Here is a 23394-nt window from a genome sequence, read left to right as displayed (position 1 = left end):
ATCAGTTCCCTCTTGCCGGGCCGTTGAGTTCAGCCTGCGTTGCATCCGGTGCCACCAGCAGCGTGATTTCCACACGACGGTTGCGTGCGCGATTTTCTGCGCTGGTGTTCGGTACCAGCGGATTGCTTTCGCCGCGCCCTTCCGCCCTGACCCGTGACGGCTGTGCCAGCTGCTGCTGCAGCAGGCTCTGCACCGACCGGGCGCGTGCCAGCGAAAGCTCAAAGTTAGAGGCAAAGCGGGCGCTGCGGATCGGCACGTTGTCGCTGTAGCCAATCACCTGAATCTGGCCGCTGACGTTGTTCATCGCCGCCGCGATACGCTGGATCACTCCGGTATAGCGGCCGCGAACCTCGGTAGCGGCGGAGGCAAACAGGCCATCCCCTTTCAGCGTCACCACACTGCGATCCGCTTCGTCGCGCACGGCCACCAGCCCGGCATCAATCTCCGGTTTCAGGAAGGCCCGCAGGTTCAGCGTGGCAGGCGGTGGCGGCGCAGGATTGCCAATCTTCACCTCCGGCAGCACCGTCTGATAGATGCGGGCGAGCACCGGTGAGGTGTAATCGCCCAGGCGCCAGTTCAGGACGATATAGAAGAGGCAGGCTGCCAGCCCCGCTACGGCCGCACAGGCCCAGAGCGGGATCATCGGCCGCCACAGTTTGCGCAGCACGGGCTGATCGGTAGGATGCGGTGACAGCGCCGCCGCATAACTGCCGCGCACGCCTTTGATCATCTGCAGCAGACGCTGCTTAATGGTCTCCAGCTGGGAGCGGCCATTGTCCAGGACGCGGTAGCGCCCTTCGAATCCCAGCAGCAGGCAGAAGTAGATCAGCTCCAGCATCAGGATGTGGCGTCTGGGGTTCTGTGACAGCCTGGCCAGCAGCTGGAAAAACTTCTCGCCACCCCAGGTTTCGTTGTGAAACGTTACCAGCAGACCGTTACTGGTCCAGACGCCACGGCTGCCCCAGGGTGTCAGCGCCGCCGCCTCGTCGAGTGCGGTACAGAGGCAGTAACGTGCGCCGATGATCACTTCATAGCCCACGCCGGACTGCTGGCAGCTCAGCTCGAAGCGACGGATCTGATCGATCAGTTGCTGACGTAGTGCCGCCGGATCCTCATAGGAGAGCGAGTGACGGATCTGGGGAATGGCATTAATCAGAGGGTTGGCCGCCGCGACAAGCACATTCTGGTGGCTGGTATCCGGCGCAAGATCGCTGTGTGACTGGGGTTGTTCCTGCATCATGCTGCGTGCTCGGTTTATTATTCTGACTGACTACGGATGGCCCAGAACTCCATGCTCAGGCCCGGAAACTCACCGGCAAGATGCAGCGCAAAAGCGCCCGAGCGCTCCATCTCTTTCCAGAGTTCGCTGTTCTTATCCAGTTCGAAATAGCTATATCCTGAATGCCAGGGGATCTGCGGCGGGGCGCCTGGCATCGACCGTAGCGCCAGACCCGGCAGTTGCAGCTGTACCAGATCGCGGATTTTGCTGACCGGCGCGACCTTCATCTGCGCAGGGAAATGGGTGATGAGGGTGTCAGCGGGCACGCTGGCTTTCACCGCCAGCACGAAGCCAAACTCATGCACCATGCTGCTTTCCGGCACGGTCGCCACGTTGAGCCCGTGTGAACGCTGGGTCAGCGGCAGCTGGATAGCACTCTCTTCCATCACCTGCGAGAGCCCCTGACGCAGCAGCAGCGACAGACGGCTGAAACAGCTATTCAGATCGTCATGATCGTAAAGCGGCAGCCCTTCAGGCGCACGGGCTGGCGTCCAGGTACTCAGTTCTGCCGCCAGCTGCAGCCAGTGGCTGAAGAGTGTTTCGGGATGCAGCAGCGGCAGATGCTGAAGATGACTGTGCAGGCCCAGCTGCCGGTTAAGCAGCGCCAGCAGCATAAAATCGACCATATCGGCGCTGTTGAAACGGCCGGTGCCTGGCGCGCGCTGACTCAGCTGCTGGCTGCGCTGCTGGATCAGCCCGTGGAGATCGTTGAACATGTTCTGCAGCGGACGGCTGCTGTTCAGGGTCAGCATCGGCGGAATGTAGTCGCTGTCGAGCCGGATATGGTTGTCGCTGCGTTTTTCGATCACCTGCGCCACGCCCATCGCGGTCCACTCGGCGGTCAGATCCTGCTCCAGCATCAGGCGCAGGCGAAGTTTGCCAAACTGCACCGTGGCACTGCCCACCGCCTGCACGTTGTCATCTTCCACCTCCGTTTCCCAGGCCAGGTAGCGCGCCAGCGAATCGTGCGACTCCTGAAACGCCACGGCCTCACGGCCGTTGCGCCGGGCCGGAATCGCCAGCACCACTTTGCTGCGATCAACCGACGCAGGCAGATCGAGCGGGGCCGGGCCATGCTGTGGCTGGCTGAAGGCAAAGAAGGTGCCATCCGGCAGACAGCCGCTGGCGGCACTCAGCGCCAGTTTGCCCTGACGCAGCAGCGCCTCATCAAACTCAAGATCGTAAAAACCCCAGGTGTAGGCGCGCTGCGACTGCCCCCACTCCCGCAGGGTGCTGAGGAGATAATTTTCTGACTGCTGGAAATGGTGAGGACGCAGAAACATCCCCTCCGTCCAGACGACTTTTTCCGCTCTGTTCATCGGCATCACTGTTTTTCCACGCGAAGGCCATTCGTTCCCGCCACAATATGCGCATTCAGCTCGCCATCGTTACGTTTCCAGAACGCCCAGAATGAAGGTGACTCGCCTTCGGGAACCGGCAGCGAGAGTCGCCAGATTTTGCCATCCAGCATCTGGTATTCAGCCATGATGCCGATAAAGCGCGCCTCGGGCAGGCTCCTGATACGCAGCGTTTTGCTGCGCTGGTCTGAGGTCAGGAAGAACTGTTGGGTATTGAGCTGCGCGCCGCCCTGTGCGTCGGCAGACGGGTTTTGCAGGGAGTAGAAATCGGCTGACATGAACCCGGCATCTGAACTCAGCAGCATAACCCGGACTTTCAGTGGCGCACCGCCGTTAAGCTGGTTCTCCGCCCGCACCGTCAGGTTGTAGTAGGTCGCTGGCGGCTGACTGCTGCTACTGCTGCAGGCTGACAGCAGCCACACCAGCAACACGATCAGCCCACTCCGTAGTGACATATTTCTCGTCATGAAGCCCTCCCTGCCCGATGCAATTAGTTAATGATCCAGGTTCCGTTAGTGCTGTTCTGGCAGGCGGTGCTGTCGCCGTTAACCGCAACACAGGTTTTTTTCTTGCTGGTGCGAACGCGACGTTTTGGCTGATCGGCTTTGATGGTCTGGTCATAGAGTTCGCTTTTCACCACCGCGCGGAACGGCACATAGCCTGTCAGCCTGACGGCAGCCTGCGGTGCCGCAGGTTTATCGCCCTCTTTCGCTGGCGGGGTGGCGGTTTCGGGTTGCGCGTCGGCTGCGGTGTCGGCCGCTTCACCCAGCGCCAGCCAGTTGTTCTCCACCTGACCAATCACCGTATAGCTTTCACCGCTTTTCAGGGTCTCCACCACTTTGCCGCCATAACCAGGATGGTTCATGACCGAGGCGGGATAGAGCGCGCGATAGGTTTCATTGACCGGTGTGAACTGCGCGGGCGGTTTGACCGCATAGCGATGGCTGAGTACCACGCCATCCACGGTGCTGGTGACCAGCGTGTCATCCGTCATTTGCGGCGGCGCTTTACAGCCAGCGACAGAGAAAACAAACATCAGCCCTAACGCAATACGAAGCTTCACCATTTTTTTCATGTTGTGTTCCATTCATACCTTGAAGAGAGGCCAGAGGCCGGGAGTCAGTGATGAAAATCGGGAAATATCACGGGTGAAGAAGGCCATTAGTACCAGCCTTAAAGCCACCCCTGAATCAAAATGCCTGGAGGCTGCGGTCAGCAAAAATGCCGACTGATCAAATAATATTAAGTATAAAAAAGCAGCATCGGGGATGAAAACGGCGCGAGAAGGAAATCAGTCGCGCGAAAAATCGATCAGAAATATGATCGTTTTTTTTGTGTCTGATTCAGGAAGGCGGGGGAAACCCAAGTTTTCCTTATACCATCCCTGGCTATTTAACACCCGCTTTTAATTAAAACATTAATCGCAAGCGCGTTATTGTTGAGCATATACCTGCATGGAAAATCTCGAATAACTAAATAAATAGCTTTAAATACATGCATTTACAATAAATCCGTGAATCCATAGCTACCGCACGAGCCAGAGAGATCCTGCCCGTGAGTCTGCAATCACATTCATATTGTAAATTTAATCGATAAGTTTACAGAAGATTTACGGAATTTCAACGGCACACGCCGCCCGGTATTTTAATAAGAAAAATTTAATATATAGAGTTAATGCAAATATTATCAGATTTTGAACTACCTACTAAGACGATTCCTAAAAACTTCCGATATTCTGAAGTGTTTTTATGCAAAAAAAGCGCGGAACCGAAGCGGCCATTAAAAAGTCTCATGTAAAATCTGGTACTCTTCGATGGACTGCTGGCGCAGTGGGCGCAGAGGTGACGTAAGGCTGGGATGGAAAGAACTGCGGATGGCTTTCAAATATTGCCATACATATCAGAGGGTTATATCAGTACCACTGCAAATAAGAATGTCGGATGCGAAATGAGAGGGCTTTCAGGCTAAAAGAAACCGTAAATCTGTCGGTTTAATTTTTTAACTAACTGATTAATTGTTCTTTATCGGCGCATTTTTGTTGCGTGGTCATCAGATATTTCCTGACTCTTCAGCACCTCTTAACGTAAAAAACCACGCCGAAGCGTGGTTCTGTTGTGGCTGCGCGCAGGGGCGCCGCCAGATTCCGCCTGTGAATCAGAAGAAACCCAGCGGTTCGATGCTGTAGCTGATCAGCAGGTTTTTGGTCTGCTGGTAGTGATCCAGCATCATTTTATGGGTTTCACGCCCGATGCCCGATTTCTTGTAGCCACCAAAGGCAGCATGGGCCGGATAGAGGTGATAGCAGTTGGTCCAGACGCGCCCCGCTTTGATCGCCCTGCCCACCCGGTAGGCGCGGTTAATATCGCGGGTCCAGACGCCGGCACCCAGACCATAAATAGAGTCGTTGGCAATAGCGATCGCTTCCGCTTCATCTTTAAAGGTGGTGATGCCGATGACCGGTCCGAAGATCTCTTCCTGGAACACCCGCATACTGTTGTTGCCTTTCAGCAGCGTCGGCTGAATGTAATAGCCGCTGTTGAGCGCGTCATCCAGCTTCTCGATGCCGCCGCCAGCCAGCACTTCCGCTCCCTCCTGACGCGCCACCTCCAGATAGGAGAGGATTTTGTCAAACTGCTGCTGCGACGCCTGCGCGCCGACCATGGTGTCGGTATCCAGCGGATCGCCCCGTTTGATGGTTTTTACCCGTTTCATCACGGCCGCCATAAAGGGTTCGTAGATCGACTCCTGCACCAGCGCGCGTGACGGACAGGTACAGACTTCGCCCTGATTCAGGAAGCCCAGCACTACCCCCTCTGCGGCTTTCTCGATGAAGCTCTCTTCCGCCTGCATGATATCTTCAAAGAAGATGTTAGGGGATTTACCGCCCAGTTCGACGGTCGACGGGATCAGGCTTTTGGCCGCCAGTTCCAGAATATGGCCGCCGGTGGCGGTAGAACCGGTAAAGGCAACCTTGGCGATGCCGGGATGTGAAGCCAGCGCCTCACCCGCCTCTTTACCAAAGCCGTGCACCACGTTCAGTACGCCCGGAGGCAGCAGATCTTTAATCAAATCCACAAAGACGGTAATCGACAGCGGCGTCTGTTCAGCCGGTTTCAGCACCACGCAGTTACCTGCGCCCAGCGCCGGTGCCAGCTTCCAGGCGGCCATTAACAGCGGGAAGTTCCACGGGATAATCTGCGCGACGACGCCCAGCGGCTCATGAAAATGGTAGGCCGCCGTGAACTCATCGATCTCGGCGGCACTGCCCTCCTGTGCCCGCAGACAGCCCGCAAAATAGCGGAAATGATCCACCGCCAGTGGCATATCGGCCGCCAGCGTTTCGCGCACCGGTTTACCGTTGTCCCAGGTTTCATACACCGCCATCGTTTCCAGATGCTGCTCCAGCCGATCGGCAATTTTCAGCAGCAGCAGCGAGCGTTGTTGCGGCGAGGTTTTACCCCAGGCATCAGCGGCCGCTGCAGCCGCGGCCACCGCGTTATCCACATCGGCCGCATCCGAACGCGGGAACTCACCGGCCACCGATCCATTCACCGGTGAAGTATTGGTAAAGTAGTTTCCCTTCACCGGCGCGACAAATTCACCATTAATGAAGTTGCCATAATTCTTTTGTAGCGTAATCAGAGAACCCTGTTCTCCGGGGGCGGCGTAACGCATGGTCATTCTCCTGAAAGGTGACTGATGCAACAATAGTGAAACTTGTTATTAACATGATGCAACATCAAGAGAGTGTCAGGTCTTTCAGGCCGAAACTGTGACCGCTCCGAAGGATTAGGCGTTTCCGGGGTGTCTCAGGAATATTCTGACTTTTCCCTGCAGACGGATGCCGCGAGAAACTTGTGCGGCGTGGCGGGGTCAACGTGAGGATGAACAGATTACGGAGATGAGTATGCTGGCTTCAGCTATGACCCTGATGCGCACCAAGGCCAGTTTCGTGCATCAGTTTATTCGTAACCCGCGCAAGATGGGCAGCATTACGCCCTCATCAGAGACCCTGTGCCGGACGATGACCGCGTCGGTTCAGTGGTCTGAAACATTACGCATCGCCGAACTCGGCGCGGGCGATGGGGTGCTGACGCGACAGATACTGGCGCAGATGGCCCCCGACGCCACCCTGGATGCCTTTGAGATCAGCACCGCCCTGGCGGACAGGCTGAATGCCCTCGACGACCCCCGCATGACTGTGCGCACCTGTTCGGCTGAATATCTGAACGGCGAATATGACGCGATCTTCTCCGGCCTGCCGCTGTTATCCTTACCGCCTGACCTGCGTGAAGCCATTCTGCGGGCGGTATTCAACGCGCTGGGGCCGGACGGCGTCTTTGTGCAGTTCCAGTACACCTCGCTGACCCAGCCGGATCTCTCACGCTACTTCACCTGGGAGCGCCAGAGGGTGCTGAAGAATGTGCCGCCCGCCTGGGTCTATCGCTGTACCCGTCACTACGCGCCCTGAGCCTGTCTGACGGCCGGGCACGTCTGTTGCCAGAATGAGACCAGCAGTTCACGCGCCCAGTCTTTGCCCTCAATGTCGCGCCCGGCACACTCTTCGATCGTGTCCGGCGGCAGACAGGCGTTCATAATCGGCCGGGAAAATTCGGGATGAAACTGCACCGATAACGCCTGCGGCGAATAGCGCACGATCTGACAGCCATCGCGCCCAGACGACGCCAGCACCTGCGCGTGAGGCGGCGCGGTGATCACCGACTGACGATGCGACAGCCAGACGCTGAACGAGGCGGGCAGCCTCTGCAGAAGCGGATCGCGCTGCGCCTGTTCCGTGCAGCGAATCGGTAACAGGCCACGCTCCCAGCCCTGAGGATTGTCCGCCACCACACCGCCCAGCGCATAGGCCATCAGCTGATGGCCGTAACAGACGCCCAGCAGCGGCAACCGATGGTCGATCGCTGCCCGTACCCAGGCGGCGCTGCGTTCACTCCAGTCGGCGTGATCGGTCACCATCGCCCAGGAGCCGCTGAGGATCGCGCCGGAAATCTGATCAAAATCGGGCAACGCCTCGCCCAGATGGGGCCGGACAATCAGGTAATCATCAGGCTGCAGATCCAGTGCATCAATGAACCAGCGTGGCTGTTCACCAATCTGCGCGACGACGTTTGCGGGCGGGACTTCAAGCTGAATTAACGCAAGGGGTAAGGCGGATGCAGGGGTCATACCGAATCAGATCCTCTCAGAAGTCGTTTCAAATCAGTCTGCCATCAATGCCATAAAAAGTCTCACCAGGCGGCGGGGCTGTCGCAGAAAATTTCTGCCAGCGATTGGCTGGATTGCCGGAGTTCGTGCCATCATTAGCAGGCTATGCAAAAAACATCGAAAGGATATTATCGTGGCTGTGCGGCATTTTTTTCTGATTCTGATGGTGGTCTCTATCTGGGCCTTTAATAACGTCGCGGTGAAATGGGGTCTGCTGGAGCTGCCGCCGCTGTTTCTGACGTTTATGCGTTTTGTCGTGGTGGCGATAGTGCTGGTGCCCTTCTGTCGCATTACCCGTCAGCAATTGCCCTGGCTGCTGCTGCTGGCCTTCACGTTCGGCTTTATGCACTTCTCGCTGCTGTTCGTCGGCCTGCGCTATACCGATGCCGGCACCGGCGCGATTGTCGTGCAGCTGGGCACGCCGATTGCGATGCTGCTGGCGATGGCGGTGCTCAAAGAGAATCTGAAACTGGTGCAGCTGATGGGCATCATGATTTCGCTGAGCGGCGTGGTGGTGCTATCCGGCAGCCCGACCATTCCTTCATGGTGGGTGCTCTGTCTGCTGCTGTGCAGCGCCACCGGCTGGGCGGTGAGTAATCTGATCGTCAAGAAGTCGCCGCCGATTAAACCGCTGACCATGACCGGATGGATTGCGTTTCTGGCGATACCGATCGTCGGCGGATCCAGTCTGGTGATGGAGTCCCATCAGCTCTATGCCCTGCAACATGCGGGCTGGCGCGGCTGGTTCGCCATCCTCTACAGCGCCATCGCGTCTTCGATTGTCGCCTATACGCTGTGGTATATGCTGCTGAAGAAGTACAACGTCAACCTGATCATGCCCTATTCGCTGCTGACGCCGGTGCTCTCCGTGCTGATGGGAATTGTGGTACTGGGCGACAGCCTTAACAGCTTCAAAATTATCGGCGCTTCTCTGGTGGTGCTGGGCACCGCTATCGCAGTTCTGAACCTGCGTAATCTGCGGATGCACGCCCGCTTTCCCCGCCTGCGGCGGCGCTGATACCGCCTGCTATGCTTAGATAAAACCGCCGTAAGGAAATTCAGCATGGACTTATCGCTCGCTGGCTCGCTGTGGCAGCAGATGCAGCAGGGATTGCGGGGCCACGACGCTATCAGGCCGCTTCCCGTCTTTACCGATCGCGCCACTTTCTCTTCCGCCTTTGCCGTCAGCGAGCTGGCGGCCACCAGCACCGGACTCGCGACGCAGGCCGTCGCCGACCTGCTGGCTGCCTCCGGCCCTGACATGATCCTGCCGCCCGTCACCGTGAACGTCCGGCTCGCTTCACGCTGGTTTCAGCAGAGCTTCTGTCCACTGAATCGCGCAGCACCCGCCCTGTGGGACCTCTTTGCGGGCGACTATCAGAGCCGGGATGGCTGGATCCGTCTGCACACGAACGCGGCGCATCATCGCCAGGCGATGGAGCGGGTGCTGGGCCGTCATGCCGATCGCCCGGCACTGGCGCGTCAGGTCCGGCAGTGGCAGGCCAGCGAACTGGAGCAGGCGATCATTGACGCAGGCGGCTGCGCGGCTGAGATGCGCAGCGCCGCTGCCTGGCAGCAACATCCGCAGGGCCTGGCGGTGCAGCGTGAACCGCTGTTCAGCTGGCAGAGCACCCTTCCGGCTCCGGCACCTGCGTGGCTGCTGCCCCGCGCCCGACCACTGCTGGGCATCAGAGTTCTGGATCTGACGCGGATAATAGCCGGGCCGGTTGCGACCCGCTTTCTTGCCAGTCTGGGCGCCCGCGTGCTGCGCATCGATCCGCCCGGCTGGCAGGAGCCGACGCTGGATGAGGAGATGAGCTGTGGCAAACGTCGGGCAGTGCTCGATCTGACCCAGCCTGCCGATCGTGAGCAGTTTATCCGCCTGCTGCGCAAAGCCGACGTGCTGGTTCATGGCTATCGGGCCGATGCGCTGGAACGGCTCGGATTTGACGCAGAAACGCTGCAGTCACTCTCACCGGGCCTGGTGGATGCGGGTCTGAATGCCTGGGGATGGCAGGGCCCGTGGCGCAATCGTCGCGGCTTTGACAGTCTGGTCCAGATGGGCTGCGGGATTGCCGAACGGGGAATGCAGTGGCAGCAGAGCGACAAACCGGTGCCGCTGCCGGTTCAGGCGCTGGATCACGCCACCGGCTATCTGCTGGCGGCGGCGGTGCTGGAGGGATTACGGCGACGTCTGACAGCCGGACACGGCAGCCAGGTACGGCTGTCGCTGGCGCGCACCGCCTGGCTGTTGCAGCAGCATCCCGCGGATCATCTCGCGGGCACCGGCATTGTGCCGCAGGTGAACGATAACCTGCCCTGTTATGAATTAACGCCGTGGGGGTTCGGGGTCAGGCTTAAGGCCGCTGCCCGACTGCCCGGCACGCCGCAGCTCTGTGCTACCGCCGGATCGCCGCCGGGCACCCACCCGGCAGAATGGTAAATCAGGCGTCGTCGCCCGATTCGCGGCTTTCCAGCAGTTCGTTGTACATCGCCTGAATCGCTTCGCGGCTCAGCATCGCCAGCGTACGGTAAAAGGCGGTGCTGGCGTGTGCCTCCACTTTGCCCAGGAACGCGCCGCACCACGGCAGCAGATACTCTTCGAACAGCGCCAGTTGCGCGGCGCTCTCATCCTCTGCGGACTGGTCTTCCAGCCAGGACGCCGCCAGCAGCATCACACCAAAATGGTCAGCAGGCGCATCGCTCAGAGGCATACCGCGCGAGGTTAAGAATGCACGCACTTCCGGCTCGGTTTTGCCTTCCGGCCATTGTGAGGCGTAAGGCGGCACGTTGCAGTCGCTGCCAATAAACAGCGCATTGTAGTCGGCGGCCAGCGCCTGAGGATCGCTGTTCTGCTGCAGACGCGTCAGCAGCTCATCCTGCTCCAGCGGCCACTGCGACTGCAGTTTGCCTTCACGCAGCAGCGTGAACAGCGGCACCAGCAATGGATCCTGCGGCTGACGGTTAAACAGTGAGCCGATGATGCGGCAGAGAATGGAAAACTCATTCATGAGTCAGATTTCCTTGAGGCAAAGTAAATGAAAAGTCAGCCAGTTCCGCAATGCGTTTACCGCTACGCATTTCCAGAAAATCGAGCAGGCGACGAGGCGTGACATTTAACACCCGATCCTCCGGAAAATCCACCTCGCGGGCGATGCGCAGGCAGTGGTCGAAATGGCCGGGCGTAAAGGCAGTGTGAGAATCGGAGCCAGAAACCCGCCATCTGACTGCTTCGTCGCCCTTAACAACGGCGAAGGCCGGGAGTCTGAGCACGCGATCCTGTTTCGGGCTATCTCTGTCAGAAAATGAGCTGAGCGTCTGAAAAGGCCTCAACGCAAGCCGACAGTTTTGCATGAGAAAATTCAGAACAGAGACTTCAGCATCGACTGATTCTGAGGAGTGACTGGCCAGAGGGGAGGTATGGAACCACCGACCCGTCAGCCCCGTAGATTTATCGGCACCATCAAACAGAAAAGCAGACACCACTTTTTATACTGTCGCTTAACTGAACTAGTAAAACCGAAAATACTTTGCAGACAAATAAATGATGAAAATGATCCATATAAAAGCGAACAGCAGACCATAAGCAGGAAAGAAATTTATAAAGATGATGGCCCCGATCAGGCCGATAGCAGGTGGTATAAGTCCAAAAAAGGATTGGCTCACCCAGGCATAGAGCCAGCGAAAGATCGTCTTCATTTAACTAATAGCTTATTCAGCAGATTCAGGATCGGCTCGTCATTGGTGGAGCCGGAATTTTTTAAATAGATTATTTTAGACATTCCGCTCCATCGACGCAGAGCGCATTTTGAACGCGTATCAGAGGCCGAAGTCATAATGTGCAGTTCTGTTCGTTGATGGTATTAACGGTATAACAAAAGAAGCAAGCCATCTTCGCTATGGTGAACAATCCAAATCGGAAGGAATTTTCGCTGATGGCGCAATGGAAACAGCACAGTTTATGGGGTTTAGCCCAAAACATGGGTTAGCTCTTTATAATACGGCCACCCTGGGAGCGAGTGTATATAGTATCTTCGGCTTAGCAAGAAAACCAGGAGCCTGGAGATTATTTCGTTGGCTGCCGCGTGATTACTACCGTAAAGTTGACACAATGAGCAAGCCCAAGCTAACGATGAAAATCGCTGGATATGGTGTCAAAGCGAAAGTCATTTTTGATCTTCTGGCTACTGATAATAGTGCTGATTAAGATTTGTCCGCCCTGCAGAACTGCCAGGCTTTATAAGCAAGTACAGGCGGTTGTATAAAAATTGCGACCGCTGCTCCACAAGAAAGACCAATAGCACCAGAGAAAACACTCTGCTCAGATGCGAATATCACAAGAAAAATGAATACAGCGACGCAACTGGATACAACCCATGCAGCAAGAATAAAACGCCTGTCCAGGTCCCTGATGGCATTCTCCAGCGTTCCACCATAGGTTTCAACGTTGTTTTTTATCTTTTTTAAATCCGATGGGATAAAGCCAGAACTCAACAAAGCCTCATCAGTAACATCCATATTGTCCTCTCCGCATTTCTTCACTGGCGATGGCATTCACAATCATACTGATGAACTTTACAGCATTCCAGCCGAAACTGTTTCTGTGATTCTGGAAAACTCCCGTATCCCAAAAAGTCCTTACCATTAAGTTCAGGAAGCCTGAGCGCCTCTCCAGTTGGCCTTAGTTCTGCCTGATAAGTCAGCGATACATATTCCTACCTGAGGTGATCGCCGCAGTAGCTCGCATTATCTTCTTCTGAACAGTTACAAGAGCCGTTTTTCTGTCCTCAAGCAATGCTTTAAGTGATTGAACTTCAGCACTGCCAGACAGAGTTTGAGCGGTATGACCGCAGATATAGCTCTATAGTTTTTTTCGCTGGATCCCAGTGGATGTGGTGAGGTTAAACGGCTTCGTATGGCCAAGGGCAGTTCGCCGCGCTTTTGATGTTAGCGGGCTGACCCTGCATATGTCGTTCGGCCAGTGCGGCAACGTTGCCAAAGGCGCGCTTTGATTCAGTTGATGATTCCGTATTGGCTCGCATAAACAGCAAAACGGACACATCAGATCGGTAGGGTTTTGGTTCACACTCTTCAGGGTAAACTTCTTGCTATTCATCCCGGTGAAGATTGTCAGGCCAGGACATTTCAGACAAACAGATTATTCGTTTGCAGTAGTAGCGTCAGCACGACTGAGGCGGCAGTGGTTCTCAACATACAACCCGCGATCCGAAGAGATCCCCCCTCTTTTGACATCATCGATAAAATCAGCAGGTCCGCTGTTTTTGCCCTTAAACGCTGAAACACTTTCATCACGGGTCTACTGATATTGAAGGTTGTTTTCTACTGCGCAACGCCGAGCTGCTTCGGTCTGTCATTGTGTCGCTGGCTTGGCCAGAGAAAGTTAGCTTAAAACAGTAGCCTTAGCCCTTTTATCCCCGCAGATTAAAGCGGGGATTTTCATCATGACGAGCGTATTGATGACGTAACCTGGCGCTAAAAGTCAGCCAGTTCAGCAATCCGTCTGCCGCTTCGCATTTCCAGAAAATCGAGCAGCCGACGAGGCGTGACATTCAGCACCCGATCCTCTGGAAAATCCACCTCGCGGGCGATACGCAGGCAGTGGTCGAAATGGCCGAGCGTAAAGGCGGTGTGAGAATCGGAGCCAAACGCCAGCCGTCCACCGGCATCGCGTACCGCGGCGGCAATAGCCCGGCAGTTGGGTTCGCTGCCCGGCCGCGAATGGGTAAAGGAGGAGTTATTCAGCTCCAGCGCCACATCGTAACAGGCGGCGGCTTCGGCGATGGCCGGAATATCGACCGGAAACTTCGGATTGCCCGGATGGCTGATGATATGAACCAGCCCGCCCGCCATCGCCGCGATCATGGCGTCAGTGTGATGCTTTCTGTCGCGCGGTGCATAGACCGGCTCGTGAAAACCGGCGACGATCAAATCCAGCGCATCGAGCATCGGGCCGGAACAGTCGATCTCGCCCTGCTGATTTTTAATATTGGCCTCAATACCCCGCAGGATTGCCACGCCGTCAATCACCCGCGGCCAGATGCGCATATTAATAAAGTGCCAGTAATGCGGTGCGTCGGCCATGTCCGGACCGTGATCGGTAATGGCAAACAGTTTCAGGCCGGTTTGCTTCGCCTGAGCCACATAGTCATGCAGCGTGCTGTAAGCATGCGTACTCGCGATGGTGTGCATATGCAGATCTACCGGATACATCCTCTTCTCCTGCTGATTGCCCCTGACAGGGCCGATTGATTAATAGCCACGCTGACGGTCCACTCTGCCTTTTGGCTGCTCACCTGCCTGATCCTGCAGAATTGCGCGGGCGATAAAGTCGATAGCTTCGTCGATCAAGGTTACCGCCGCATTATGGGGCGTGATCGTGACGCGCGGATGGGACCAGAGCGGATGCGCCTCGGGCAGAGGTTCAACCTGAAAGACATCCAGCGCCGCCGCTTTCAGCTGTCCACTATCGAGCGCGGCCAGCAGGTCGGCTTCCACCACCTGCGCACCACGCGCGATATTGAGGAAGAAGGCGCCATGCGGGAGCTGCTGCAAAAAGGTGTGATCGACCAGGTTCACGGTTTCCGGCGTGCTCGGCAGCAGGTTGATGAGCACCCGCGTCTCGCGCAGGAACGCGGGCAGCATCTCGCGGCCGGCAAAGCTGGTTACTCCGTCGATCGTTTTAGGCGATCGACTCCAGACGCGCAGCGGGAATCCCCAGGGTTTCAGGCTCTCTGCCACGCTCTGCCCCAGCACGCCCGCACCGAGGATGCCGACGGTGAACGTTTCGCGCGTGTAAGGCGGCAGCGGCTGCCAGCACGCCTGCTGCTGCTGGAGGCGGTAGTCGTCAAACCGACGAAACCAGGTCAGCACGCTGTGAACCGCGTACTCCTGCATCTGTCGCGCCATCCCGGTATCCTCCAGCCGGTAAAGCGGTACGCTGTCGGGCAGCATGTCCGGATGCTGCTGCAGCTGTTTCAGGATCTCGTCCACGCCCGCGCCCAGCGCAAAGACCCCGCGCAGCGTGGCGCGGCCCTGCAGCATCTCAGCGGGCGGGGAACGGACCAGCGCGTAATCGGCTGGCCGATTGTCGCCGGGCTGCCAGGCACGAACCGTTGCCTGAGGCAGGCGCTGCTGTAAACCGTTAATCCAGGCCGCGGCAGACTGCGACGGGTGATACCAGATGATCTCCATCCTGCTCTCCTTTTTTCTTTCAGCGTCCAGGAAAAGCGGCGTGAGAGCAAGAAAAAACCGGTGGGGAAAAGCGCTTTTTTGCCGGTCAATAATTCCTGTGGCTTCACATTTCCGGCTCGCTTCAGGGTGAAGTGGTCAGATAAGGTCTAAAGTTGGTCCTGTGGTCAATGCGTTACGCGCGGCCGCATTTCGGACAAGGAGAAAAACCGATGATAAAAATTGAGGTAAACGCCGCCGAACGGCGTCAGCGTTATGCACCTTATCTGCTCACGTTGCTGCTGAGCGTACCCGCCTTCGCGGCTCAGGCCGATGACAGCAGCCGCATGCTGAACAATCAGCCGCAGCCGCCGGATGTCCGCTTAGGCCCGCTGTTCAATGCCGTGCAGCAGGCGAAATTCTATCCGGATCAAAAAACCTTTGCTGATGCGGTGCCGAAGTTCGACCCCTCGTCGATTCTGGCTGACTGGCAGATGCAGAAAAAACAGCGCAATTTCGACCTCAAACGCTTCGTCGATGCCAACTTTACCCTGCCCGCCGCGGGCGACAAATATGTGCCGCCCGCCGGACAGAATCTGCGTGAGCACATCGATGGTCTGTGGCCGGTGCTGACGCGCACGGCCAGCAGTGCCGGTCAGTATGACTCGCTGCTGCCGCTGCCCAAACCCTATGTGGTGCCGGGCGGACGCTTCCGCGAAATTTATTACTGGGACAGCTACTTCACCATGCTGGGCCTGGCCGAAAGCGGCCACTGGGATAAGGTGCAGGATATGACGGATAACTTCGCCTCCCTGCTCGACCGCTATGGCCACATCCCCAACGGTAACCGCAGCTACTACCTGAGCCGTTCACAACCGCCGTTCTTCAGCCTGATGGTCGATCTGCTGGCAACCCACGATAACGGCCAGGCCTACACCCGCTATCTGCCGCAGTTGCAGAAAGAGTATGACTACTGGATGGCGGACAGCGACAACGTCGCGGCGGGTGCAGCCAGCAAGCGGGTGATTAAGCTGGCAGACGGCACGCTGCTCAACCGCTACTGGGATGCGCGTGACGTGCCGCGCACCGAGTCCTGGATGGATGACATCGCCACCGCGCAGAAAGCGCCTCAGCGCAATAAGGCGGAACTCTATCGCGAGCTGCGCTCCGGTGCGGCCTCGGGCTGGGATTTCAGTTCACGCTGGTTTACCGACGCGCATAATCTCTCGACCATCCGCACCACGCAGCTGGCGCCGGTCGATCTCAACAGCCTGCTGTTCCATCTGGAGCAGACGCTGTCAAAAGCTTATCAGATGAACAAGCAGACCGATCTTGCGAAGCAGTTCGCAGACCGGGCAGAGAAGCGCCAGGCGGCTATCAACCGCTATCTCTGGGACAGTAAACAGAACTGGTATGCCGATTATGACTGGCAGAAAAAGCAGGTCCATCCGCAGCTGACCGCTGCGACGCTGTTCCCGCTCTATCTGCAGGTCGCCAGCGATAAGCAGGCTGAAAGCACCGCCCGCGCGGTGGAAAAACAGCTGCTGAAGCCGGGCGGTCTGGTGACTACGACCGTCAACAACGGCCAGCAATGGGATGCGCCGAATGGCTGGGCACCGCTGCAGTGGGTCGCCGTCGAGGGTCTGGAACACTACAACCAGCCGAAACTGGCAAAAGAGGTGGGCGTCCGCTTCCTGCAGAACGTTCAGAACACCTATGACCGGGAGCATAAGCTGGTTGAAAAATATGTCGTCGAGGGTAAAAACCTCGGCGGTGGCGGTGGCGGCGAATATCCGCTGCAGGATGGTTTCGGCTGGACCAATGGCGTTACGCTGAAGCTGCTTGATAAATATTGTCCGAAAGAGAAAACCTGTAACAGCGCCCACGATATTCCTCAGGCGTCAGCCTCACAACCTTAATGCTCTCCGGATACCTCTGGCCCTGCCGGAGGTATCCTCTCCCCCCTTTCAGCGAATTTTACTTGAACTTTTTCCATCCGCAGGCAAAATTGCAGCTAATTTATAAAAGGTAATAATTCTCATTATGATAATGAGATTGCCTATCAAGAATATTATCCACCTGCCTGACCGCTTTGCTAAGAAAGGAATGTTGATGAAACTGTCATTGCCGCTGAAAGGTTATGTTCCCCTCTGCACTCTGGCGCTGACCACGCCCGCTCTGAGTTTTGCTGCCGATATGGTGGTGACCGCGCAACCGCTGGAAGATTCCGCCTCCCCTACCCGGGGTTATCTGGCGACCACCAGCGAGGGCGCCACCAAAAACGACCGTTCGCTGATCACTACGCCGCAGTCCATCTCGGTGGTGACCCGCCAGCAGATGCAGGATCAGGGCGCGCTGACCCTGAATCAGGCGCTGGGTTACAGTTCGGGGGTCTTCACCAATTTCGGCGGTGCCGCCACCCGTTATGACACCATCGCACTGCGCGGTTTCCACGGCGGCGATGTCGATAACACCTTCCTTGATGGCATGCGGCTGATGAGCGACGGCGGCAGTTTCAACGTTCTGCAGGTTGATAACGCCTTCCTGGAGCGTGTCGACGTGATCAAAGGTCCCTCTTCTGCACTCTATGGGCAGACCGTGCCGGGCGGGCTGGTCAATATGGTGACCAAACGTCCTCAGTTCAGCGAAGAGGGTCACATCCAGCTGCAGGCCGGCAGTAATGCCACCACCGGCACGATGTTTGACTACACCAACGCCATTAACGATCAGTGGGCCTTCCGGCTGACCGGTATTACGCGCAACGGCGATACCCAGTACGCGCATACGCGCGAAGAGAAATATGCGCTGATGCCGCAGCTGATGTGGCAGCCGGATGAGGATACCCACCTGATCCTGAAAGCCTACCTGCAGAAGGATCCCTCTGGTGGCTATCACGGTTCCGTTCCCGGCGACGGCAGCCTCAACGAACACAACGGCTACAAGCTCAACAACGACTTTTATGAAGGCAACAGCGACCTCGACCAGTTTAAACGTCGCGAACAGATCTACAGTTTCGATTTTGGTCACCGCTTCAACGACGTCTGGTCATTCGCCTCGACCGGCAGCTACAGCCACTCGAATGTCGATCTCGATCAGGTCTATCAGATTGGCTGGGATCGCACTAATCCCGACCTGCTGAACCGCTACTACTCCGGCGAACGATCCTCGCTGGCCGCCTGGTCTACCGATAACCGCCTGACGGCAGAGTTCAGCACCGGTGAGCTGGAGCATCGCGTCTCCCTCGGTGGCGAGTACCACCGTTATAAGAATGATATTATGGCCGCCAGCGGCTCAGCCTCGCAGCTGAATGCCCTGACCGGCGAGCAGGTGGGCGAGATGCCTGACTACCTCTGGACCAGTAAAACCCGTCGCTACTATCAGACCGGGCTCTACCTGCAGGATGAGATGAAGCTGGATCGCTGGCATCTGGATCTCTCCGGCCGCTATGACCGTATCGTGGCGAACAACAGCGGCAGCGCCCGTCGTCAGGATGATCACGTCAGCGGCCGCGCCGCACTGCTCTACGCCTTCGACAACGGCATTTCGCCTTATGTCAGCTGGAGCCAGTCGATCACGCCGACCGCCCTCACCGATCCCAACAATAACCTGCTGAAGCCGACCACCGCTGAGCAGTATGAAGCCGGGGTGAAATATCAGCCGGTGGGCAGCCGCGATCTCTACAGCATAGCGGTTTATGATCTGACGCAGAAAGATGTGGCAAACCGGAATGTGCAGACGGCGACCTACTCGCCATCGGGCAAAGTCCATTCGCAGGGGATTGAACTGGAAGCGCACAATCAGCTGACGCCGCGCCTCAGCACCGTTGCGAGCTACACGCTGAATCATCTTCGCTACAAAGATTCGGTGGATGGCAACGACGGTCACACGCCTTACGTAACACCCAACAGCATGGCGGCGCTCTGGGGTCACTATCAGTTTGATTACGGCCTGAGTGCCGGCGCGGGTGTGCGCTACATCGGCAAACAGTGGGCGGACAACGAAAATACCACCCGTGTTCCTTCTGTCACGCTGTTCGATGCCTCCGTGAAGGCCGATCTGGGCGTCTGGAACAACAGCCTGAAAGGTGCCTGGCTGCAGGTGAATGCCAATAACCTGACCGACCGCAACTACGTGGCGGGCTGCTACGGCACGGGCTACTGCTACCGGGGTGCGGAACGCAGCGTGATGGCGACCGTGGGTTACGACTTCTGATGAGCATGTAACAGATAAAAAAAGGGGACGAATCGCTTCGTCCCCTTTTTTATTGAAACTGTACCGGTTAACTGCGTACTTTGCGGTAGATAAACAGCACCACGATGGCACCGATCACAGCCACGACAAAGCTGCCGAAGTTAAACCCGTCAACGCGGCCGAAGCCAAACAGTGTACTGATCCAGCCACCCACTACGGCACCGATGATACCCAGAACGACCGTCAGAATGAAACCGCCACCGTCTTTACCCGGCATAATCCACTTCGCCAGAATACCCGCGATTAAGCCAAAGACGATCCAGGAAATAATACCCATCTGTTGCTCCTTCCTTTTTATGATTAAATCGTGAACGCCTGATTAATCAAGCGGTTTACTGCGATAAGTATAGACAGCTTTTCAGGATATGCCTGTCTCTGCACACCTTTTTTCAGGCTGCCCTGGCTAAAGCTTTTTTTACCTGCGCCGATAACCGTGACGAGGCAGAAAAACAGCGCAGAACAGTGACCCTCTTGTGGAGCAGGATGTGAAAGAAACCGACCAGGAACAATATCTCAAACGTGGCACGCTGGCGGTTCTGGGCGTGATGAAAGATCTGCTTCGGGCGCAGACGCCACTTCTGGTCAGTTTTCCGCGAGGGCAGATCATCAGCCGGATGCTGGCGGCCGATGAAACGCGCCTGGTATTTGATCTCGGCAGTAACAATCTGGATAACGATTACGCTCTTCACAGCGAAGATCTCAGCATCGTCGCCGAAACCTGTGGTGCGAAGGTGGAGTTCAGCCTTGCCGCGCTGCAAAAGGTGGAGTTCGAGGGCCTGCCCGCTTTCAGCGCGCCGCTGCCTGAGCTGCTCTGGCAGATTCAGCGCCGGGAATTTTTCCGCGTGACCGCCCCGCTTGAACCGCAGTTCTGGTGCCATACCGTCTGGCCGGATGGCACAAAAACGCGGCTGCGATTGCAGGATCTGTCGCTGGGCGGCATCGGCGTGCTGGTGGATGAGGCGCTGCCGGAAACGTTGCAGAACGGCGACAGCTTCAGCCAGTTCCGGGTTGAACTGGGCGAGTATGGCCATTTTGAAGTGCCGGTCAGGCTGCTGCACATTGGCGAACGCAGCGTTGTGACCCGCAAAAATGAAACCCGCACCACGCCCCGGCTGAGCTTCCGCTTTGACACGCTGAATCCCGCGCAGGAGCGGCAGCTACAGCAGATTATCTTTGCGCTTGAGCGACTGGCTCGCGATAAATCGACCCGTTTTCAGTAACCGTTTCAGGGATGCGCCCCGCGAACGGCGCGCATCCAGGCTATGCTTCTTGCTCGTTTCTTTTAAACCGGAACCCAGCAAGGAGATTCTCCCCAATGGAAAACTGGCTCGCATCACGTCGTTTTCACTCCCTCTTTTTCAATCAGGACCTCTGGATTAACAGCGCCATTGTGGTGGTGTCGACCCTGGTGATCTACTGGGTACTGCGTACCCTGATTCGCTTTATCTCCAACCGGATTGCTCTCTACAGCGAACATCGTCACGTCCGCGCCACTGCGATTCTGGTGGAGATACTGCGCAGCACCAGCCAGACCCTGCTGCTGATTTTTTCACTGCTCATCGCCCTGAAGTTCGTCGATCTGCCCGCCTCCTGGAGCGTAACCATCTCGCATGGCTGGTTCCTGGCGCTGATCGTGCAGCTTGCGTTATGGATTGACGGCGGCATCCGGCTCTGGCTGAAGAGCCTGCTGCGCGATCCGCTGCATGTGCGTAACCCGGTCACTACAGTGATCCTGGGGATCCTGCTGCGGGTGGTGGTCTGGGTCATGATGCTGCTCGCCATTCTGTCGAATATGGGTATCGACATTACCGCGCTGGTCGCCAGTCTGGGCGTGGGCGGTATCGCGATTGCGCTGGCGATTCAGACCGTGCTGAGCGATGTCTTTGCCTCACTGGCGATAGGCTTTGATAAGCCGTTTGAGCATGGCGACTTTATTGTATTCGGTGACATTGCCGGGTCGATTGAGCATATCGGGCTGAAAACGACCCGACTGCGCAGCCTGAGTGGTGAACAGATCGTCTGCTCAAACACTATCCTTTTGCAGCAGACGATCCACAACTACAAGCGTATGCAGCAGCGCCGCATCGTCTTTAAGTTTGGCATCAGCTACGCGACGCCTTCTGAGCGGGTGCGTGAGATCAGCCCGCTGGTGAAATCGATTATTCAGGGCGTGGACACTACCCGTTTTGACCGCGCCCACTTCCTGGCTTTCGAGGACTCGAAGCTGACCTTTGAAGTGGTCTACTACGTGCTGGATGCCGATTACAACAAATATATGGATATACAGCAGGAGATTAACCTGCAGCTGATGGCAGCCCTGGAAGAACGCGATATTCGCTTCGCCTTCCCGATTCGCCAGGTGGAGTTCAGCGGCGGTAATCTGCCACCGGTGGATCTGGTGGCGGTGGAGAATGATGAGGGCGACGTGCGCAGAATGGCGCGCTGATCCCCCTCTGCGGCAACGCAGGCCATGAACGGTGCGGCACCCCGCGTGCCCGCACCGGCGGAACCTCTGCCGTCTCGCTGGCCCCCGGGAGCGCCACGGTTGCCCGCACTGCTGCCGGGGCTGAGGGCATGTTGCCACCGTCCGGCGGGATGGAGATCAATGCGGCTGATAACGACAGCGCGCAACGGCGTCGATCCAGCCCTTATACGCCTCCTGCATCGGCTGCGCATACGCCTCACGCGGCATAATCACATTGCCGCCCTGCAGCGCCTGCATATCACTGCCCTGCTGCCACCACCCCAGCACTTTACCGGCCAGCAGCGCCGCCCCCAGCGCAGAAACCTCGGCGGTCGGCACCCGCTGCAGCGGCCGCTGCAACACGTCGGCCTGCAGCTGCATCAGCCACTGATTTTCGGTGGCGCTGCCATCCACGCAGAGCGCAGGAAGATGCTGGCCGCTGGCCTGCTCCATAGCGAAAAAGACGTCGGCGATTTGCCAGACGATGGACTCCAGCGCCACCCGCGCCAGCACCGCTGGTGTGGCGGCATCTGTCAGACCGCACACCATACCGCGCGCCTGTAAATCCCACCAGGGCGCGCCCAGCCCGGACAGCGCCGGCACAAAGTAGATGCCCTGATTGTCGTCACAGCGTTGCGCCATCGCGGTCAGTTCACGCGGGTCCTGCACGCCCAGCAGCCTGCCCAGCCAGGCCGCGCCGGAACCGGTATGGGTGATGTTGCCTTCGAAGGCGTAGCGCAGCGTGCCGTCATGCCAGGCTACCGTAGTGCTGAGGCCGTTTTCCGTCAGCAGCGGCGTCGCCATCGACATCATCAGTGAGGATCCGGTGCCGTAAGTGGCCTTGACCACTTCAGCCTCTCCCCGCCGCTGCGCCTGCAGTGCGGCATGGGAGTCGCCGATGCGTGCCAGTATCGGTGTTCCCGGTGCCAGACCCGGAATATCCGTTAACGCTACTGCGCCCTGTTCGCTGGCGGACGCGACAATACGCGGCAGCGCAGCACGCGGCAGATGAAACAGCGCCAGCAGTTCGTCATCCCAGTCGTTCAGGTGCAGGCTGTAGAGCTGGGTGCGTGAGGCGTTGGCGTGATCGGTGACGAAAACCTCGCCTGCGCTGAGTTGCCAGCACAGCCAGCAGTCAACCGTGCCGATGCAGAGTTCACCGGCTGCCGCCCGCGCCGGACCATCTGGGATGGCGGCCAGCATGTCGCCCAGCTTGGCCGCCGGAAACATCGGATCCACCGCCAGCCCGGTCAGACCGGTGATACGCGGCGCTTTACCGGCCTGACGCAGCTCACGACAGCGTGCCTCAGAGCGCCGATCCTGCCAGCTCACCAGCGGCGTCAGCGGCTGGCCATCGCGCCGCTGCCAGATCAGGACCGATTCGCGCTGATTGCTGATCGCCACCGCGCCCACCGGCGCGCCGCCACAGGCCGCCAGGCATTGGGTCATCGCCTCCCTGACCGCCTGCCAGATCGCCAGCGGATCCTGCTCAGCCAGCCCCGGCTGCGGATGTTGCAGGGTTAAACTCTGGCTGCCCCGCGCCACCACACGCCCCTCGCGATCAACCGCAATCGCCTTGGCGTTGGTGGTGCCTTCGTCTATCGCCAGAATCAGAGGTCCCGCCATGA

The 23394-nt window shown here is 57.6% G+C and carries 19 protein-coding genes and 2 pseudogenes; 8 read left to right on the top strand and 13 right to left on the bottom strand.

The genetic code is table 11. The features are described from left to right. Position 1: 1 nt before the first annotated feature. From ACNY69_RS03700 to exaC, 5 genes are all read right to left on the bottom strand, one after another. The gene (locus ACNY69_RS03700) at positions 2 to 1240 is read right to left on the bottom strand and encodes a DotU family type VI secretion system protein (protein ID WP_418797330.1); all 1239 of its coding nucleotides are present in this window, start codon (positions 1238 to 1240) and stop codon (positions 2 to 4) included. Between the two features lie 17 nt (positions 1241 to 1257). Continuing rightward, on the bottom strand, positions 1258 to 2598 hold the full coding sequence (tssK, locus tag ACNY69_RS03695; RefSeq protein WP_111140786.1) for a type VI secretion system baseplate subunit TssK: 1341 nt from the start codon (positions 2596 to 2598) through the stop codon (positions 1258 to 1260). Positions 2599 to 2603: 5 nt separating this feature from the next. Then, on the bottom strand, positions 2604 to 3104 hold the full coding sequence (gene tssJ / locus ACNY69_RS03690; protein WP_111140783.1) for a type VI secretion system lipoprotein TssJ: 501 nt from the start codon (positions 3102 to 3104) through the stop codon (positions 2604 to 2606). A gap of 23 nt (positions 3105 to 3127) precedes the next feature. Beyond that, positions 3128 to 3724, bottom strand: coding sequence for an SH3 domain-containing protein (locus ACNY69_RS03685; RefSeq protein WP_111140784.1), 597 nt, complete (start codon positions 3722 to 3724; stop codon positions 3128 to 3130). Positions 3725 to 4791: 1067 nt separating this feature from the next. Next, positions 4792 to 6312: an acetaldehyde dehydrogenase ExaC gene (gene exaC, locus ACNY69_RS03680; RefSeq protein WP_293769647.1), complete on the bottom strand. Its 1521-nt coding sequence runs from the start codon at positions 6310 to 6312 to the stop codon at positions 4792 to 4794. A gap of 232 nt (positions 6313 to 6544) precedes the next feature. Here exaC and ACNY69_RS03675 point away from each other — a divergent pair, with 232 nt between their 5' ends. Beyond that, positions 6545 to 7108, top strand: coding sequence for a class I SAM-dependent methyltransferase (locus ACNY69_RS03675; protein ID WP_293769644.1), 564 nt, complete (start codon positions 6545 to 6547; stop codon positions 7106 to 7108). Here the strand turns inward: ACNY69_RS03675 and ACNY69_RS03670 are convergent. Then, positions 7096 to 7824, bottom strand: coding sequence for a glutamine amidotransferase (locus ACNY69_RS03670; RefSeq protein WP_418797329.1), 729 nt, complete (start codon positions 7822 to 7824; stop codon positions 7096 to 7098). The two genes, ACNY69_RS03675 and ACNY69_RS03670, sit on opposite strands and share 13 nt — an antisense overlap. A 172-nt stretch (positions 7825 to 7996) precedes the next feature. Here ACNY69_RS03670 and ACNY69_RS03665 point away from each other — a divergent pair, with 172 nt between their 5' ends. Continuing rightward, a complete protein-coding gene (locus ACNY69_RS03665; RefSeq protein WP_111141716.1) occupies positions 7997 to 8881 on the top strand; it encodes a DMT family transporter in 885 nt (294 codons plus the stop codon). A gap of 45 nt (positions 8882 to 8926) precedes the next feature. After that, the gene (locus ACNY69_RS03660) at positions 8927 to 10306 is read left to right on the top strand and encodes a CoA transferase (RefSeq protein ID WP_418797327.1); all 1380 of its coding nucleotides are present in this window, start codon (positions 8927 to 8929) and stop codon (positions 10304 to 10306) included. A gap of 1 nt (position 10307) precedes the next feature. Here ACNY69_RS03660 and ACNY69_RS03655 read toward each other — a convergent pair whose 3' ends face one another. Further along, positions 10308 to 10874, bottom strand: a complete 567-nt coding sequence (locus tag ACNY69_RS03655) for a TorD/DmsD family molecular chaperone (RefSeq protein WP_293769632.1) — start codon at positions 10872 to 10874, stop codon at positions 10308 to 10310. After that, positions 10867 to 11073, bottom strand: a pseudogene (locus ACNY69_RS03650) (hypothetical protein); the annotation flags it as partial. The pseudogene ACNY69_RS03650 and the gene ACNY69_RS03655, both read right to left, overlap by 8 nt. Positions 11074 to 11704: 631 nt before the next feature. On the opposite strand from ACNY69_RS03650, the pseudogene ACNY69_RS03645 reads away from it, so the two are divergent. Further along, positions 11705 to 12070 (top strand): annotated as a pseudogene (locus tag ACNY69_RS03645) (DUF4225 domain-containing protein); the annotation flags it as partial. Here the strand turns inward: ACNY69_RS03645 and ACNY69_RS03640 are convergent. From ACNY69_RS03640 to ghrA, 3 genes are all read right to left on the bottom strand, one after another. Beyond that, a complete protein-coding gene (locus tag ACNY69_RS03640) occupies positions 12067 to 12381 on the bottom strand; it encodes a hypothetical protein (protein WP_418797326.1) in 315 nt (104 codons plus the stop codon). The pseudogene ACNY69_RS03645 and the gene ACNY69_RS03640 overlap by 4 nt on opposite strands. Before the next feature lie 975 nt (positions 12382 to 13356). Further along, a complete protein-coding gene (locus ACNY69_RS03635) occupies positions 13357 to 14094 on the bottom strand; it encodes a phosphatase (protein WP_293769616.1) in 738 nt (245 codons plus the stop codon). 39 nt (positions 14095 to 14133) lie between these two features. Beyond that, positions 14134 to 15075 carry a glyoxylate/hydroxypyruvate reductase GhrA gene (gene ghrA, locus ACNY69_RS03630; RefSeq protein ID WP_418797325.1) on the bottom strand — a complete coding sequence of 314 codons (942 nt, stop codon included), beginning with the start codon at positions 15073 to 15075 and terminating at the stop codon, positions 14134 to 14136. Between the two features lie 209 nt (positions 15076 to 15284). On the opposite strand from ghrA, the gene treA reads away from it, so the two are divergent. After that, on the top strand, positions 15285 to 16970 hold the full coding sequence (treA, locus tag ACNY69_RS03625) for an alpha,alpha-trehalase TreA (protein WP_418797324.1): 1686 nt from the start codon (positions 15285 to 15287) through the stop codon (positions 16968 to 16970). Positions 16971 to 17163: 193 nt separating this feature from the next. Beyond that, entirely contained in the window at positions 17164 to 19263 is a 2100-nt protein-coding gene (locus ACNY69_RS03620; protein ID WP_418797323.1) for a TonB-dependent siderophore receptor, read from the top strand. Between the two features lie 67 nt (positions 19264 to 19330). Here the strand turns inward: ACNY69_RS03620 and ACNY69_RS03615 are convergent, their stop codons facing one another. After that, positions 19331 to 19579, bottom strand: a complete 249-nt coding sequence (locus ACNY69_RS03615; protein WP_009090782.1) for a GlsB/YeaQ/YmgE family stress response membrane protein — start codon at positions 19577 to 19579, stop codon at positions 19331 to 19333. A 208-nt stretch (positions 19580 to 19787) separates the two neighbouring features. Between ACNY69_RS03615 and ACNY69_RS03610 the strand changes: the two genes are divergently transcribed. Then, positions 19788 to 20522, top strand: coding sequence for a flagellar brake protein (locus ACNY69_RS03610; RefSeq protein ID WP_111138718.1), 735 nt, complete (start codon positions 19788 to 19790; stop codon positions 20520 to 20522). A 95-nt stretch (positions 20523 to 20617) separates the two neighbouring features. Beyond that, a complete protein-coding gene (locus ACNY69_RS03605; protein WP_418797322.1) occupies positions 20618 to 21748 on the top strand; it encodes a mechanosensitive ion channel family protein in 1131 nt (376 codons plus the stop codon). Positions 21749 to 21904: 156 nt separating this feature from the next. Here ACNY69_RS03605 and ACNY69_RS03600 read toward each other — a convergent pair whose 3' ends face one another. Next, complete coding sequence (locus ACNY69_RS03600) at positions 21905 to 23392, bottom strand: FGGY family carbohydrate kinase (protein WP_418797321.1); 1488 nt, start codon at positions 23390 to 23392, stop codon at positions 21905 to 21907. Positions 23393 to 23394 lie beyond the last annotated feature (2 nt).

The organism is Pantoea graminicola (genome assembly GCF_048452665.1).
Taxonomy (GTDB): Bacteria; Pseudomonadota; Gammaproteobacteria; order Enterobacterales; family Enterobacteriaceae; genus Pantoea.
The sequence above is the reverse complement of the archived record's forward strand: the minus strand, read 5'-3'. Positions and strand labels throughout refer to the sequence as shown.

Coding starts and splice junctions, on each gene's coding strand:
- ACNY69_RS03700 (WP_418797330.1), bottom strand. CDS start 1,240: ATGATGCAGGAACAACCCCAGTCACACAGCGATCTTGCGCCGGATACC.
- tssK (WP_111140786.1), bottom strand. CDS start 2,598: ATGAACAGAGCGGAAAAAGTCGTCTGGACGGAGGGGATGTTTCTGCGT.
- tssJ (WP_111140783.1), bottom strand. CDS start 3,104: ATGACGAGAAATATGTCACTACGGAGTGGGCTGATCGTGTTGCTGGTG.
- ACNY69_RS03685 (WP_111140784.1), bottom strand. CDS start 3,724: ATGGAACACAACATGAAAAAAATGGTGAAGCTTCGTATTGCGTTAGGG.
- exaC (WP_293769647.1), bottom strand. CDS start 6,312: ATGCGTTACGCCGCCCCCGGAGAACAGGGTTCTCTGATTACGCTACAA.
- ACNY69_RS03675 (WP_293769644.1), top strand. CDS start 6,545: ATGCTGGCTTCAGCTATGACCCTGATGCGCACCAAGGCCAGTTTCGTG.
- ACNY69_RS03670 (WP_418797329.1), bottom strand. CDS start 7,824: ATGACCCCTGCATCCGCCTTACCCCTTGCGTTAATTCAGCTTGAAGTC.
- ACNY69_RS03660 (WP_418797327.1), top strand. CDS start 8,927: ATGGACTTATCGCTCGCTGGCTCGCTGTGGCAGCAGATGCAGCAGGGA.
- ACNY69_RS03655 (WP_293769632.1), bottom strand. CDS start 10,874: ATGAATGAGTTTTCCATTCTCTGCCGCATCATCGGCTCACTGTTTAAC.
- ACNY69_RS03640 (WP_418797326.1), bottom strand. CDS start 12,381: ATGGATGTTACTGATGAGGCTTTGTTGAGTTCTGGCTTTATCCCATCG.
- ACNY69_RS03635 (WP_293769616.1), bottom strand. CDS start 14,094: ATGTATCCGGTAGATCTGCATATGCACACCATCGCGAGTACGCATGCT.
- ghrA (WP_418797325.1), bottom strand. CDS start 15,075: ATGGAGATCATCTGGTATCACCCGTCGCAGTCTGCCGCGGCCTGGATT.
- treA (WP_418797324.1), top strand. CDS start 15,285: ATGATAAAAATTGAGGTAAACGCCGCCGAACGGCGTCAGCGTTATGCA.
- ACNY69_RS03620 (WP_418797323.1), top strand. CDS start 17,164: ATGAAACTGTCATTGCCGCTGAAAGGTTATGTTCCCCTCTGCACTCTG.
- ACNY69_RS03615 (WP_009090782.1), bottom strand. CDS start 19,579: ATGGGTATTATTTCCTGGATCGTCTTTGGCTTAATCGCGGGTATTCTG.
- ACNY69_RS03605 (WP_418797322.1), top strand. CDS start 20,618: ATGGAAAACTGGCTCGCATCACGTCGTTTTCACTCCCTCTTTTTCAAT.
- ACNY69_RS03600 (WP_418797321.1), bottom strand. CDS start 23,392: ATGGCGGGACCTCTGATTCTGGCGATAGACGAAGGCACCACCAACGCC.